Raw genomic sequence first — 13,912 nt, forward strand, 5'->3', positions numbered from 1 at the left:
GATTCTCCTGAGATTTAGTGCTTAGGCCTCGGGCGAGGCCACGTACAGAACATCGGCGACAAAGAGCAGGGTCTTGCCGGCGAGAGGATTCTGATTGCCTTCGCCGGCTTCCCCGTAGGCCGACGCCGGCGGAAGAATCAGAGCAATCTGGCTACCTTGCGCTGCACCCTCGAGCCCCTCATCCCAGCCCTTAATGACCTGGCCGTCGCCTAGCTTGAACGAGAACGGGGTGCCACGCCCCCACGACGAGTCGAACTCTTCTCCGGTTGCCCAGTCCCAACCGCGGTAGTGCATGATGAGCGTGTCGCCCTTCTTCGCGGCCGGTCCGTGACCTTTGATCGCGGGGGCGACAACCTGCGTGGTGGGAGCGGTACCGTTCGGTTTGGCGGTGAGATTTGGAGCGCCGTCCTCACCGAGGGCGAAACCGGGAACCTCCGCGGGAAGCTTCTGTGCGTCGCCCTCAGCTCGCTTCAATGCAACGCCGACGACGTCCCCGACCTGGAGCACCTTTTGTTTTTGGGTCCCGGCCACGCCGGCCATGAGAAAGCGCGAATGGGAGGTCAACCCCGTAAAGAATTCGGTCGCCGTTTGGCCCACGGATTGCTTATCCACCTTGAAAGGAGAGAACGTCCCCTCCTTCCACTGCGAAGCAAGCACTTCCGCGCTTTCCGGATCAAAATAGGCGGAACGGGTCACGATGAAATCGCCCTCGGCGATTGCAGGGCCGTCGCCCTTGCTCACCACGGTTGAGTGAAAGTTTGAAAACTCCAGCGGGGCGTCGAAATCGACAGTCGGATCCTCACCGAACGCACTGGTGACCTTCACGCGGTCAAGAAGGTTGGCCTCGTCGGCCGCACTACCGCCGCCATCCGAGGCCGAGGCCGTGGATGCGCCCGAGTCCGATGCTTGAGCAGCGCCCTTCGCCGTAGGTGACGATTTTTTCGCGCACGCCCCGAGGGTTACAAGGGCGGAAGTGGAAGCAGCTGCAGCGAGCAGCGAGCGACGGTTAATCACTGGAGTCCTTTCAGCTCGGCGGGTGCCGATGAATATTCTTCAAGACTATCGAGCAAGCGGTCGATTTCTGGGTTTTCGACCTCAAACGGATCGAGCAGTGTGATGGGAAGAGCGCCGGGTGTGTTCGGTCGCACGGTTGTCCAATCCACCGCAACGTCGATCCCCTTTTCCCGTGCGAGTGTCAAGACTCTTGAACGCAAGTGCGCGCGAGTTGTAGCCGGACCCACTCGACGGGCGGCCTCAATTCGCTCGTCGCTCAGGACGCTCGTCGCAAGTCCGCGGCGCTCGAGTGCATAGAACACGCCTCGACCGGGATCAATATCGTGATAGGCCAGTTCGAGGCGCTGAATCTCGGGCGCGTTGAGCGCGAGCCCACGACGATCCGCCACCGTCGTAAACAGCTCGTGCTTAATCGCCCAGTCGAGTTCGCGATTGACGAGCGAGAAATTGCCCGTTTCGAGCGCTCGCAACCCTCGGTCCCACGTGTCCATCATTCGAGGGTCGAGGTCATCGTATGTGCGCTCGAGAGCGGAGAAATAAGCGCGCTGAATCGAAAGCGCCGTGCTTACGCCGCCGTTCTTCAGCTGGAGTGGTTCGCTCGCCGTGAGGTCTCGCGCAATCCGGCGAATATCGCTGATCGGGTCCGCGAGCTCGAAGTCTGCAAAAGCGTGCCCGTCTTCAATAAATCGCAACACGGCGAACGTCATCGCGAACCTCAGCCAGGTGGAGACTTCACTCATGGTCGAGTCTCCAGAAATGACGTGCAGTCTCCTATAGCGCGACGGATCGCCGTGGGGTTCATCGCGCGTGTTGATGATCGGGCGTGCACGGGTTGTCGCGGACGAAACCGTCTCCCACATGTGGTCGGCCCGCAGCGAGAAGCCGAAAACCGGCCCGCCCTCGCCGTCGAGAACTCCCCCGGCCCCCGTGACGATTTGCCGCGTAATGAGGAATGGCAGCAGCAATGCTGGCAGGCGTGTGAATTCGCCTTTGCGCTCCACGAGGTAATTCTCGTGGCTTCCAAAGGAATTGCCCTGAGAATCAGCATTGTTTTTAAACAAATGAATGCGTGCGTCGCGGCCGTCGGATTTCAATCGCGCGTTGGCCTCGTGGACGAGGGCGTGAAGCTCCCGCTCGCCCGCGCGCTCCTGGGCGACAATGTCCCACGGATCGTCGCATTCCGCGGTCGCATACTCGGGATGGGAGCCGACGTCGAGATAGAGCCTGCCCGCGTTCGTAAGAAACACGTTCGAGGAACGCCCCCACGCGACAACCGGCCGGAACAGTTCCCTTGCTGCGGCTTCAGGTTCGAGGGCTTGCCGCCCATCGGCGGTTACAGCGAGAAGCCCAAATTCTGTCTCTAATCCGCCCACGCGCCGTTTCATAGATGCGACCTTTCCGCCCTCGCCATACTGACAGGAGTGTGCCTCTCAAACGAACGCAACTCAACTCCACGTCGAAGCAGGGCAATCTCGGCATGAATTCTGTCATCGGCGTGGGTTCGCGCAAGCTCGCGTACGCAAAAATCGATCACGGCCTCGGCTTCGCGCTCATAAAGAGCGCTGTCGAAGGCGCGTTGTGCGAGCCCATCGGGAACACCGCCGATCGCGGCGAATGTGCCGTGATCGCTCAAAGATCCATCGAAACTCAAAGAGAAAATACGATCCAACTCTGGCGCCTGCCCGACTTCCGGCAGCAAGAGCGCAATCTCCAGCGGTTTTGGTGCGGAGACGAACGCCTCGCCAATGGCGTGGGCGAGAGCGTTGGCGAGGGAGGAAGCCGAAACATCACGGCGGGAATACTGGTAGGCGCGAGTATCGGCCCACCGCACGGCCGCGAGCCTGAGCGCCTCGTACTCGTGGAACTTTCCTGCGCCGGCAAAGGCGATGTGGTCGTGTACCTCGCCAATTTTCATGAGAGACGTCGATGAATTGAGGGCGATGATGACAATGCCATCGGCGCTGCTCGCGGCGATAACCGGCAGACCACGCGACACTCCGCGACGAGAGAAGTCGGCCCGATCCTTCGTCAGCTGTTCGGGATCGACGTAAAACGGCATGCTCATGAAAGCTCCTTAGCGAGCTCAAGGATCCGATCCGCATCCACGAAGCGCGCGCCTTCAGCATCGACGTCGACAAGAACGGGAAGTGACTCGCCGCGAAGGCCCGATGTTGCCGAGTCTCGACGGGAGGCGGAGGCGAGTGCCTGAAGGGTAAGGCAATGGGCTTCTTCGCGGTCGCAGTCGAGAATGTTTCGCCGTGCATCGAGAACCGCCCGCGCGATGTCGCTGCCCGAGCCGATGGCCGCCGTCTCCTCCTCCTCGTAGGATCCTCCGGTTGCATCGAAGGTGTGCACACGCACCAAGCCCAGGCGCTCATCGAAGCCAGCGAGCAGCGGGACGGCGGCGAGGCCCTGCAGAGCAAGCTGGAGGTGCGCGCGCACGAGAATACTCAGCCTTCGAACCTTGCCTTCGTGACTAAGCGCGTGCCCTTCGATTTTCTCGACGTGCTCGAGTTCGAGGGCGAACAAGCGCGCGAACTCAATGCCGAGTCCGGCGGTGCCCGCGATACCGATGGCCGAGTGAGAATCGGCAAGGAACAATTTCATCATGTCGTCCTTGACGATCCGGTGGCCGGCGCTCGCACGTCGATCAGCGGCGAGCGTGACGGCCTTCCCACCCGTATGGTGGACGGCAATGATCGTCGTCGCCTCGGCAACAGTCACATGAGCGTTGCTTACGCCTGAAAGCTCGGGGGCCAGAAGGCCCTCCGCCTTCAAATGCGCCGAAAGCGAGGTGAGGGGGTCGCCAAGGTTGGTCACTGACCGCCCTTTTGCACGAAGGACTTCACGAAACTCTCCGCGTTGGATTCGAGCACAAGGTCGATCTCGTCGAGGAGATCGTCGCTTGAGGCGATCGACGCTTGAATCTGGCCGGAGTTCTGGTCGATAAGCGGCTCGTCATTCTCATCGCCGCCACCGGAACCGTGAATCTGCGACTGTGTCATGCTGCGACGTCCTTTCTCTTCATTCGTGTCCACGCTACATGCGCCCCGCGGCGGGGCGCGCCATCACCGCATCTCATCAGCGGCCTTCCGAAAACTTTCAAGGAGAGTCTCAATCGCCCCGCTTGGATCGACCCCGTGGGCCTCGCACCACTGTTTCGACGCGACCGTTGGATCAGCGAGACGCACGCGCATGGCCGCACCCTCGTGTCGCACCGTAACGACGTCCCACCCTGCCGAGTCAAGATCGTCGCGGTGGTGCGTGACAAGGCCGCCTCGTATGTACGCTCTGGTCGATTCGGGAGCGTGTGTCACCGCGTGCGAGATCTCGTCATCGCGCACGAGCCGGCGCACGCGCCCCGCCTTCGCAAGCTTCTCGTAGATGGATTTATCCTCGCGGACATCCGTGAACTGGAGATCGAGCGCCGCGAGCCGAGGGTCGGACCACTCCAGTCCGTGCCGCTCCCGAAACGCTTTAACGAGGGCGTACTTGCCCACCCATTCGATGCGATCCGCGGCGTCCAGTGGATTACGCTCGAGCACCTCCAGAAGCTCGGTCCACAGCGCGATCGCCTCGAGGGTCTCTGCATCGGCCTCGTCTCCCTCGAGCGAATTCTTCACGGCGCTCAGGTAGGCGCGTTGAATATCCAGGGCCGACGCTTGCCTACCATCCGTGGTGGCATAGGTTTTCGCGAAGCCCAGATCATGCGAAATCTCGTGGACGGCGCTGACAGGATCGACGAGCTGAATGTCCGGAAGGAGCGACTTTCCTGTCGCGTGTTCCCGTTCCGCAAGGCTCAAAACGAGGGAAGTCATCGCGAGCTTGAGGAACGTTGAGGTCTCGAAGAGGTTCGCATCGCCAATAATGACGTGCAGCCGGCGAAATCGCGAGGAATCCGCATGGGACTCGTCGCGAGAGTTGACGATTGGCCGATTGAGTGTCGTCTCGAGCCCCACCTCGTTTTCGAAAAAGTCGGCGCGTGAGCTGATCTGAAAGCCGTCGATCTCACCGCGGGTGCCGATCCCGACGCGTCCCGCCCCCACGAGAATCTGGCGCGTCGCGAAAAAGGGGATGAGAATTTCGCAAAGGCGCTCAAAAGGGACACCCCGGTCCACGAGATAGTTCTCGTGCGTCCCGTAGCTTTGGCCCTTGCCATCGGTGTTGTTCTTGAACAGCGCGAGGGCCGGGATACCGTCGGCCTCCTCGATGCGAGCCATGGCGAGCCGAGCGATACGCTCCCCCGCCTTATCCCACACGACCGCTTCGCGGGCGGTCATGACCTCTGGCGAAGAGTATTCGGGATGGGCGTGATCGACGTAGAGTCGAGCACCGTTGGTCAGTACCGCGTTTCCGATCGCACGGCGTTCCGCAAAATGCAGGGTCGCGGCATCGTCGAGGTCGAGCGGAATTTCGTCACCGACCGTGATCTCGAAATCCGCGTCGACGCTTGGAACGTGCGCATCGTGCGCTTCATGGGTGAGCTGAGTAGGGTGTGCGGCAGCGCGCTGAACTTCAAACCCACGCGCGTCACGCAAAGGGGTTTCGTCGCCGTAGTCCCAGCGAACACGGCGCTTCGGTGAGTCCTCGAGCAGGGCATAAGCCGCGACGGCATAGTGCGAGAGGCGAATTGACGCGTTCGCCCCGGAACGTTCACGCTCGGAATCAGACGTGTGAACGATGCCGAATTCCGTTTCAATGCCCATTGGGCGCCGAGTCGTCAGGGACGGAATGACCGAGCTCACGGTGCCGCAACCTCCTCGCTGCTCGCCGCGCGGCGCGGCGTCATGCGGGTAATACGCTGGCCGCGACGACCCGAAACTCGGGCCCAATCATCGGGATTTGCAGTCGAGGGAAGGTCCTCATTCTCCTTGAACTCTGTGTGGATCGCTTCGAGAAGGTGAGCGCGAGAAATCCCCCGCTCACCGTCGGAAAGCTCCGCCTTAATCGCGAGCTTCTTCGCGCGGTCCACAATGTTGCGAAGCATCGCGCCGGACATGAACTCCGCAAAATACAGCACCTCGGCTGTCCCATCCGCATACTCGAGGTCGACATAGGCCATATCGTCGTCGCGCGCGTAAATACGCTCGATAGCGAAATCCACGAGAACGTCGAGTTCTTCGGCAAGCGGGACGTCATGCGTGAGGTAGAGCCGCAGGATTTCCGCGCCCGCCTTGGGGCCAGGGCGTTCGATGCGGATCTTGACGTCGAGTCGCCCGGGCCGAACGATCGCCGGATCGATCATGTCCTCGCGGTTTGAGGCCCCGATGACGATGACGTTCTCGAGACTTTCAACTCCGTCGATCTCGGCAAGAAGCTGTGGCACAACCGTTGACTCGACATCCGAGCTCACCCCCGACCCGCGCGTGCGGAAAAGCGAGTCCATCTCGTCGAAGAACACGACGACCGGATTGCCCGAGCTTGCCTTCTCTCGGGCGCGCTCGAACACGAGCCGAATAGAGCGTTCCGTCTCGCCCACATACTTGTTGAGAATTTCCGGTCCCTTGACATTCAGGAACCACGAGCGATTCACAACCTCACTCGGATCCTGGCCGCGTTGACGTGCCGCTTTGAGGGCGAGTTCGTGCGCAACAGCCTTGGCAATCATGGTCTTTCCGCACCCGGGCGGGCCATACAGGAGCACGCCTTTTGGCGGGCGAAGACCATACTCATGAAAGAGCTCCTGATGCAGAAACGGCATCTCGATGGCGTCGCGGATTGCGTCAATCTGGTCACCAAGGCCACCGATATCGCTGTAGGACACATCCGGAATGTGCTCGAGGATGAGGTCCGCAACTTCCTTGCGTTCAAGAACCTCGAGAACGAGGGCGGATTTCGGGGCAACCATGAGGTGATCGCCCCTATTGATACGACTATCCAGAAGTTCCGGAACGACGTTCATGACGCGCTGTTCATCGGCGTGAACCTGAACGAGCACACGAGAATCCTCAAGCTGCTCTACGGCGGTCGCGACAAAACCCGTCGTCTCGTGCATCAATGCTTCAACGGCTATGAGGTTCTCATTGAGGCGCACCTCTTGGCCTTGTGTAAGCGCTTCGACGTCAATGTCGGGGGCAACGAGTACGCGCAGCTTTCGACCACTGTGGAGGATATCGATCTGGTTATCCTCGACTTTCGCAACGAACGTTCCGAAAGACGACGGCGGATCCGCGAGTGACTCGAGATCACTTCGCAACTGCACGATCTGTTCGCGCGCTTTCGACAGCGACTTCACGAGCTGCTCGTTACTGCGAGCAAGCTTAGACAGTTCCTCGTTCAGCTCCTGATAGGTCTTCACCGCGTCCTCCCCTGCCTAATGTCTCGAAGTGCCCGCTTCGTCTTGCGCGGCGCAACGTTGCGTTCGTGGAAGTCCTCGCTCGTCCATTCATGACTCGAGCCACCGAAGCCCTCGTTTGCGGGGTCGTTGAGCTCCGCCTCATCCCGCGAACCGGGGGCCGGGCGTTGCTTGCGAAGCAGCGCCGTGCAGCCGCGAGCCGTGCGACGGGACGTCAACAAGAACCCCGTGTGGGCGTTCATGCGGTGCTCAGGGCGCACCGCAAGGCCATCGAGATGCCACGGGCGCATCATCGTTTCCCACGCATAGGGCTCGGTGAACTCGCCGTGATCCCTCAGCGCCTCGACCGTACGAGACAGCTGCGTCACCGTAGCGACGTACGCGAGAAACACGCCGCCGTCCTCAAGCACCTCTGCCGCACTGTCCACGCACTCCCACGGCGCGAGCATATCGAGCACGACACGGTCGACGCGCTCGCCCTGCTGCGCGAGATCATGCGCGCCGTCTTGGAAATCGCCGATGCTCAAGTCCCACCACGAGGGCACGGAGCCGAAGAAACTTTCGACATTAGCCTTCGCGACCTCGGCGAAATCCTCGCGGCGTTCGATGGAGCGCAAAGAGCCGTCGGGCCCAAGCGCCCGCAAAAGCGCAATCGTGAGCCCACCCGAGCCCACCCCTGCCTCAAGAACGCGTGCCCCCGGGAAAATATCCCCGTACATGAGGATCTGCGCGGAATCCTTCGGGTAGATAATCGCCGCGCCGCGAGGCATCGCCATCATGTAGTCGTTGTAGAGCGGGCGCAGCGCCTGAAAGGCGACGCCAGCGCTGTTCTCGACAACCGTGCCATCGCTCTTGCCGATCAGGTCGTCATGGCGAAGGAACCCGCGGTGGGAATGATGCACCCCGCCCTCTTTAAGCGTGATCGTGTTGAGGCGATTCTTGTGGTCGGCGAGCTGGACCTTGTCCCCCACAACGAAGGGCCCCGTACGGTCGAGGCGTGCGGTGACGGTGGGGTCGGTTTCGTGCGGCGAAGTCATGACAGTGAGTCTACGTGGCTTTTGCGCACCTCACCCGCGAGCGTTCAGCGCGCGGGCTACATCCTGCGCAAAAATCACGCTCACAAACTGACCTGCGTCGTTGCGCACGAGATAGGCGGGCGCCTCATCAGCCTGCATGGCAGCGAGAAGGTCGCTACCCTCGGGACGCCCATCGAGCACCGTTGCCCTCACCACGGGTGAGAGCACCGCGTGAACCGGATAGTCCGCAGGCGCCTCAGCGATCGCGGCAGCCGGGGCGAGGACGACGCCGTCGGGATCGACGTAGAGCCCACCGCGTTCGAGGTAGGACCGTTCCCGCTCAACCGTTGCCGCGTTCGAAAGCGTCCGAACCTCTTGCGACACGTGCGCGATGTGCAGCATATCGGCGCTCTCGAGAAAGCGCGCGTGAGCGATAGCCTGCGAGGCTCCCTGAAACAGCGATAGCGCGATCAGAATGCTCCACACCGTCCATAGCGGGGACGGTAGGTCTCCGCGCACGGCGGAGAGCGCGAGTGGGACGACCACGACGCCGACGGCGATCACACGGCCTACCCACCCCGTGATGATCGTTGCCCGGGCAGCGTTGGTTCCACGTGCACGGAGGATCGCCTCAAGTGCCCGCCCGCCATCCATGGGCAGCCCCGGGAGGACATTGAAGATTGCGAGCGCCCAGTTGAGGGTCGAGGCAAAATGGCACGCAAGCGCGCACATCGCGAGTGCTCCCGAATCGGCGTTCAGGAGCACGGGCGTCAGGGCCCGAGCGACGGCGCTCAGGATGAGGGCAAGGATGGCATTCGTGGCCGGTCCCGAAAGTGAGATGAGCATCGAGCGCGAAGGGCTCAGACGCGGTCCCTCATACGTCGTATGCCCGCCAAACAAGGTCAGGGCGATCTCACGCACCCGCGCCCCGAAGGCGCGCGCGACACACGCGTGTGCGAGCTCGTGCAAAGCAACCGAGAGCAAAAAGAGCACTGCTGCGATTGCTGCCGCGCCAATAGCAAAGGCCCCCGGCAAGTACTGGGCGAACTGCGGCTGAATCATCACCGCAAGCAACACCGCAAAAAGAATACTTCCGGCCCCGACGGAGACCTTTGGCATCGTCCGTTCCAGCTCAGCTCCCATATCCGCCTCGTTTCGACCTTGCAGCGTCGAGAACTATACTTGCACGACACGCCTAACGGCGTAGCTGAAGGAGGAATGCGTGCCCGAAAACCCCGCTCACGACGAGGTCAACCGCACAATAGCCATCGCAGCCTTCGGCGGCTGGAACGATGCAGGTACCGGCAGTAGTGAAGCCCTCACCCACCTGATGAACACGATCGGTGTCGATGAGCAACGCCCATCTCACACCATCGACGCTAATCACTACGTCGACCTCCAGATCAACCGCCCACTCCTGGCCAGGGATAGCGAAGGCCAACGTCGCGTGACCTGGCCGCACACGCACATCATTCCCCTCAAGCCCCACCGCGGCACGCGGATCCTCATCATCACCGGCCCCGAGCCCTCCTTCAACTGGACGGGCTACTGCGAAGACATCCTCACGCACGTGACATCCGCTCAGTGCACGCTTCTCGTGACACTGGGGGCCCTGCTCGCCGACACCCCGCACACGCGGCCGCTGCCAACATCGACAACGTGGGGCTCGCAAACCCCGAGGGTTGCCGACGCCGACGATTACGAGGGCCCCATCGGTATCCCCGCCATTTTGAACGACGCCGCCCACACTGCTGGCGTCGGAACCCTTTCCCTGTGGGTCCAGGTCCCGAACTACGTCGGCCAAAACCCCGCCCCCAAGGCCACCCTCGCACTCCTTACCGCACTCGATCGCGAACTTGACCTGCACATTCCCCTCGGCGAGCTTCCGGAGGATGCACGCGCGTGGGAGCGAGGTATGGACGCCATGGCCAACGAAGAAGAGGACATCAAGCAGTACGTTGAGCAACTCGAACAGATGAGGGATGCGACGGAACTGCCGGAGGCATCGGGCGATGTAATCGCTTCCGAGTTCGAGCAATTCCTTCGCAGACGCGAAGACGGCGACACGCACTAGGCGCGCCGCCGTCTTACGTCGGTTCTGGAAGCTTTACGCGCCCCCGAGCGGGGACACCACCCCGAACACGAGCAGGAGAAGAAGAACCGTGCCTGCGATGAGGCGGTACCACACAAACACCGAGTACGAGTGATTCTCGATGAGGCGCATGAACCACACGATCACCGCATAGCCGAGCACGAACGCCACGAGCGTGGCGACGATGATCGCCGAAAGGCTTGGCTCCCCCGCTGCCATAGCGGCGGCACGCCCCTCGGGGCTCAAGAGGGCCGGCACCTCCTTGTACGCCTTGTACAGGCCAGACGCGAACACCGCCGGAATCGCGAGCAGGAATGCGTAACGCGCCGCGGCTTTGCGGCTGTAACCCAGGATGAGGCCCATCGTGATCGTGCCACCGGAGCGGCTCACGCCAGGGATGAGGGCGAGAGCCTGCGCGAGGCCGTAGAGGATCGCGTCTTTGAGGCTCAAGTCCTCCAGATTCTTCTCCTGCGCACCGCGTGCATCTGCATACGCGAGAAACACCGCGAAGAGGATCAGCATCGCTGCCGTGATGTACAGATTACGAAGCGCGTGGTCGATCTGCTTCTCGAACAAGAGCCCGAGAACTCCGATTGGAATCGATCCGAGGATGACAAACCACCCCATGCGGGCATCCGGATCCGAATGCGGAACCTTACCTACGAGCGACTTCGCCCACTGCGCGATGATGTGGACGATGTCCTTGAAAAAGTAGATGAGGACGGCGAGCTCAGTTCCAAGCTGCATGATTGCCGTAAATGCCGCCCCGGGATCCTGCCCTGGGTTCAGAAGTTCACCAACGACGCGCACGTGAGCGCTCGATGACACGGGAAGAAATTCGGTGAGCGCCTGGACAATGCCCAGGATCACCGCATCGAGGAAACTCAACTCAACGACTCCTTATCAGGTTGCGTGGGCATCAGATCCATGCGCGGCACGCCGGGCGATTTTGCCACAATGCGACACTACGCGGCACCTCCCCGCCTGGAAGGCACCGCGTAGTGTGTGATCGATTACGGGATCGCCGCCGGACGCTCAGTCCTCATCGTCATAGTCGTCGTCATCGTCGAGATCGAGATCGTCGAAGTCGTCGAAATCGTCGTCCTCGTCGTAGTCGTCCTCATCGTCGTCAAAGATAATGAATGGGGTCGCGACGTTGTACGCATCGAAAAGTGCGTCGTCGTAATTCTCAAAGGCGAGCGAGAGACGTTCGGTGGCAACGTCGAGCTGGTCTTCATCCTCGCCATTCGTGGCGGCGATGACATCGAAGTGGCGCTCAAGGGCGGCGATCAGTGCGGTCAGTGCGGCGCGAGGATCTTTCGTGTTCATGCAACGAAAATACCGCGAAACCCCCGCAAAAGGTAGCGGAATGCCCGGAATTTGGCGGCAATTTTTTGTGCGGCACGCAAGGTGGCAGACTCGCTCGAGGAAAGGAGCGCTCATGACAAACATTCCGGACCGATCACGCACATCGATCCTTCCTCCTCAGTGGAAGGTCTCCACCCCCTCCAGCCTGCTTCAGGCTCCGGTGGCGAAGGGACGCTCGGCGCGCGACTACGAGTTTCAGGTGCTCACGATCCCTAAGGGGACGTCGATTGGTCAGGCCCGCGAGGCCCTCACGGACGAGGCCGAGTACGGGCGCTGGGAACTTGCCCGGACGCAGAAGTTCATCGGCGGCGGGAAAAAGGTGTGGCTGCGCCGACGCATCATGCGTGTCACCGCACCGTAATGGTTGTCCACAGAATTGGTGTCCAGGCGGCGATGCCAGCTGTCATGTGGTGAACTGAGAAGCGTGATCAGTATTTTCGACTCGGCCGACACAACGGCACTCTTTGCAATCGTGGCTTTAACGCACCTCACGTTTGCGATTCCCCTGTCGTACATCGACATCCGCGAGCATCGCTTACCCAACAAACTCACACTCGCGATCACCGGTGCGGTGGCCTGTACGGCAGCGGTGACTGCCCTCATGATTCCCACGGTCGAAAAGCGCGTGCTTGGTGCATGTGCCATCGCCGTCGTTGTTGGTGCGTTGGTTTTTGTCTTTGCGCTCCTGTCCCCCGGGAGTATCGGAATGGGCGATGCGAAAGTCACCCCGGCCACCGTTGTACTCGCGGGACTCGGCGGCATACCGGTCCTTCTGGGAGCTTTAGCGTGGATATGCGGCGCGGGGGCACTTGCAGCGTTCTGGGTGCTTGTCAGAACGAGAAGCACCAAGGCCCGTTTCGCATTCGGCCCGATCATTCTGAGCGCTCCCTACGGAGGCCTTGGGCTCGCGCTCCTCGGTCTTTTTTAACGCCGCTTGATCTAAGGAAGCCAAGGCTGGCCGCTGCCCTCACCTTCGGATACTCCGGCACGAACCGGACCCCGGTCACAATACTCAACTCGCGTGCGAGTGAACGAAAAGGGACGCCCCGAGAGGGGCGCCCCTTTCAAGAGAAGCGAATGAAACTCCGCGATAGAGATCAGGCGCGCTTGCGGAGGTAGCTCACGCCACCGCCAACTGCGGTCGCAGCGGCACCGAGTGCAGCGAGGATGCCCACCGAAGCACCGGTGCGGGCAAGACCAGAACCACTGTTCGAAGCAGCGGCCTTCTCTTCCTGCTTGTCCGTGGCGCCATCGGCTTCTTCCGAGGCGCCGTCGTTGTCACCTTCCGAGGCTTCGGAGGTGCCCGCTTCCCCGTCGGTCACCTTCTCTTCCCCGTTGTTGCCAGAGGGCATTTCGGCGTTGTTCTGCTCGTTGAGGCGGTTGTATTCCTTCTCGGCAGCATCGAGGTAGTCGTTTTCTGCCTGAGCAGCCTCGTCGCGAGTCGGAGTGTCCCACTCCGGCATCTCGTTCTTCTTGTTGTATTCCTTCTCAGCGGCGTCGAGGTAGTCGTTTTCTGCCTGGGCAGCCTCGTCGCGAGTCGGAGTGTCCCACTCAGGCTGAGTGTTCTTGTTGTATTCCTTCTCTGCGGCGTCGAGGTAGTCGTTCTCAGCGGCAGCGCCCTCGTCACCGGTCGGGGTATCCCACTCAGGCTGAGTGTTCTTGTTGTATTCCTTCTCAGCGGCATCGCTGTAGTCGTTCTCAGCAGCAGCGGCCTCTTCGCCGGTCGGGGTATCCCACTGACCAACGCACTTCTGGAGGTCTGCGGGCACGCTGATGATGCCCATTGCAGCGTATTCGAGGTCAGCCTTCTGCTCAGCCGTGAGGTCGTTGCAATCGACGGTTTCCGCGTTTGCAGCGGCACCGAAGCCGAAGGTGAGGGCGGCGGTCGCAGCGACTGCGCTCATGCGGACAATAGCTTTCATTGTTTTCTCCTAGCTAGGGAAAGGACCGGACCCGGTTGGGGCCGGATAACCAGGCTCGTGTGCGCGCCGCACGATTTGCAGACCACTAGTGCACGACCTGCGGCTCGTTACGGGGCGTAAGGCCGTAGCCGGGTGAAACGACGTTACCATAACGCTGTCGCGCCAGTTGTGGGACTAAGGTCCATCTTCCACAACAGTGTGATTA

At 61.3% G+C, this 13,912-nt stretch carries 15 protein-coding genes; 3 read left to right on the top strand and 12 right to left on the bottom strand.

From position 1 onward, the window contains the following. Positions 1–21 precede the first annotated feature (21 nt). The 9 genes from HMPREF3176_RS04895 to HMPREF3176_RS04935 all read right to left on the bottom strand — a co-directional run bounded on the left by HMPREF3176_RS04895 (position 22) and on the right by HMPREF3176_RS04935 (position 9,468). Positions 22–1,014 carry an FKBP-type peptidyl-prolyl cis-trans isomerase gene (locus tag HMPREF3176_RS04895; RefSeq protein ID WP_070458625.1) on the bottom strand — a complete coding sequence of 331 codons (993 nt, stop codon included), beginning with the start codon at positions 1,012–1,014 and terminating at the stop codon, positions 22–24. Then, positions 1,011–2,399, bottom strand: a complete 1,389-nt coding sequence (gene pafA, locus HMPREF3176_RS04900) for a Pup--protein ligase (protein WP_070458628.1) — start codon at positions 2,397–2,399, stop codon at positions 1,011–1,013. The genes HMPREF3176_RS04895 and pafA overlap by 4 nt, the downstream gene beginning before the upstream one ends. Further along, a complete protein-coding gene (gene prcA, locus HMPREF3176_RS04905) occupies positions 2,396–3,079 on the bottom strand; it encodes a proteasome subunit alpha (protein ID WP_034373137.1) in 684 nt (227 codons plus the stop codon). Before prcA ends, pafA begins: the two co-directional genes overlap by 4 nt. Continuing rightward, a complete protein-coding gene (gene prcB, locus HMPREF3176_RS04910) occupies positions 3,076–3,834 on the bottom strand; it encodes a proteasome subunit beta (protein ID WP_070458631.1) in 759 nt (252 codons plus the stop codon). Before prcB ends, prcA begins: the two co-directional genes overlap by 4 nt. Further along, a complete protein-coding gene (locus HMPREF3176_RS04915; protein ID WP_016664543.1) occupies positions 3,831–4,019 on the bottom strand; it encodes a ubiquitin-like protein Pup in 189 nt (62 codons plus the stop codon). The genes prcB and HMPREF3176_RS04915 overlap by 4 nt, the downstream gene beginning before the upstream one ends. Before the next feature lie 63 nt (positions 4,020–4,082). Then, on the bottom strand, positions 4,083–5,759 hold the full coding sequence (gene dop, locus HMPREF3176_RS04920; protein WP_083286246.1) for a depupylase/deamidase Dop: 1,677 nt from the start codon (positions 5,757–5,759) through the stop codon (positions 4,083–4,085). Beyond that, the gene (arc, locus tag HMPREF3176_RS04925; protein ID WP_070458634.1) at positions 5,756–7,312 is read right to left on the bottom strand and encodes a proteasome ATPase; all 1,557 of its coding nucleotides are present in this window, start codon (positions 7,310–7,312) and stop codon (positions 5,756–5,758) included. Before arc ends, dop begins: the two co-directional genes overlap by 4 nt. Then, positions 7,309–8,346 (bottom strand): tRNA (adenine-N1)-methyltransferase, encoded by a 1,038-nt coding sequence (locus tag HMPREF3176_RS04930; protein ID WP_070458637.1) that lies wholly within the window; start codon positions 8,344–8,346, stop codon positions 7,309–7,311. The genes arc and HMPREF3176_RS04930 overlap by 4 nt, the downstream gene beginning before the upstream one ends. Before the next feature lie 30 nt (positions 8,347–8,376). Beyond that, entirely contained in the window at positions 8,377–9,468 is a 1,092-nt protein-coding gene (locus tag HMPREF3176_RS04935) for a M50 family metallopeptidase (protein ID WP_083286247.1), read from the bottom strand. Positions 9,469–9,547: 79 nt separating this feature from the next. Between HMPREF3176_RS04935 and HMPREF3176_RS04940 the strand changes: the two genes are divergently transcribed. Beyond that, a complete protein-coding gene (locus HMPREF3176_RS04940; RefSeq protein ID WP_070458640.1) occupies positions 9,548–10,399 on the top strand; it encodes a PAC2 family protein in 852 nt (283 codons plus the stop codon). A gap of 33 nt (positions 10,400–10,432) precedes the next feature. Here HMPREF3176_RS04940 and HMPREF3176_RS04945 read toward each other — a convergent pair whose 3' ends face one another. Both HMPREF3176_RS04945 and HMPREF3176_RS04950 read right to left on the bottom strand, forming a co-directional pair. After that, on the bottom strand, positions 10,433–11,305 hold the full coding sequence (locus HMPREF3176_RS04945) for an undecaprenyl-diphosphate phosphatase (RefSeq protein WP_016664537.1): 873 nt from the start codon (positions 11,303–11,305) through the stop codon (positions 10,433–10,435). A gap of 147 nt (positions 11,306–11,452) precedes the next feature. Then, a complete protein-coding gene (locus HMPREF3176_RS04950) occupies positions 11,453–11,746 on the bottom strand; it encodes a hypothetical protein (protein ID WP_016664536.1) in 294 nt (97 codons plus the stop codon). Positions 11,747–11,858: 112 nt separating this feature from the next. Between HMPREF3176_RS04950 and HMPREF3176_RS04955 the strand changes: the two genes are divergently transcribed. Both HMPREF3176_RS04955 and HMPREF3176_RS04960 read left to right on the top strand, forming a co-directional pair. Beyond that, positions 11,859–12,146 carry a DUF5703 family protein gene (locus HMPREF3176_RS04955; RefSeq protein WP_016664535.1) on the top strand — a complete coding sequence of 96 codons (288 nt, stop codon included), beginning with the start codon at positions 11,859–11,861 and terminating at the stop codon, positions 12,144–12,146. A gap of 111 nt (positions 12,147–12,257) precedes the next feature. Next, on the top strand, positions 12,258–12,713 hold the full coding sequence (locus tag HMPREF3176_RS04960; protein ID WP_168161946.1) for a prepilin peptidase: 456 nt from the start codon (positions 12,258–12,260) through the stop codon (positions 12,711–12,713). A gap of 169 nt (positions 12,714–12,882) precedes the next feature. On the opposite strand, the gene HMPREF3176_RS04965 is transcribed toward HMPREF3176_RS04960, so the two are convergent. After that, entirely contained in the window at positions 12,883–13,707 is an 825-nt protein-coding gene (locus tag HMPREF3176_RS04965; protein WP_016664533.1) for a hypothetical protein, read from the bottom strand. Positions 13,708–13,912 lie beyond the last annotated feature (205 nt).

The organism is Dermabacter sp. HMSC08H10 (assembly GCF_001807585.1).
Taxonomy (GTDB): Bacteria; Actinomycetota; Actinomycetes; order Actinomycetales; family Dermabacteraceae; genus Dermabacter; species Dermabacter hominis.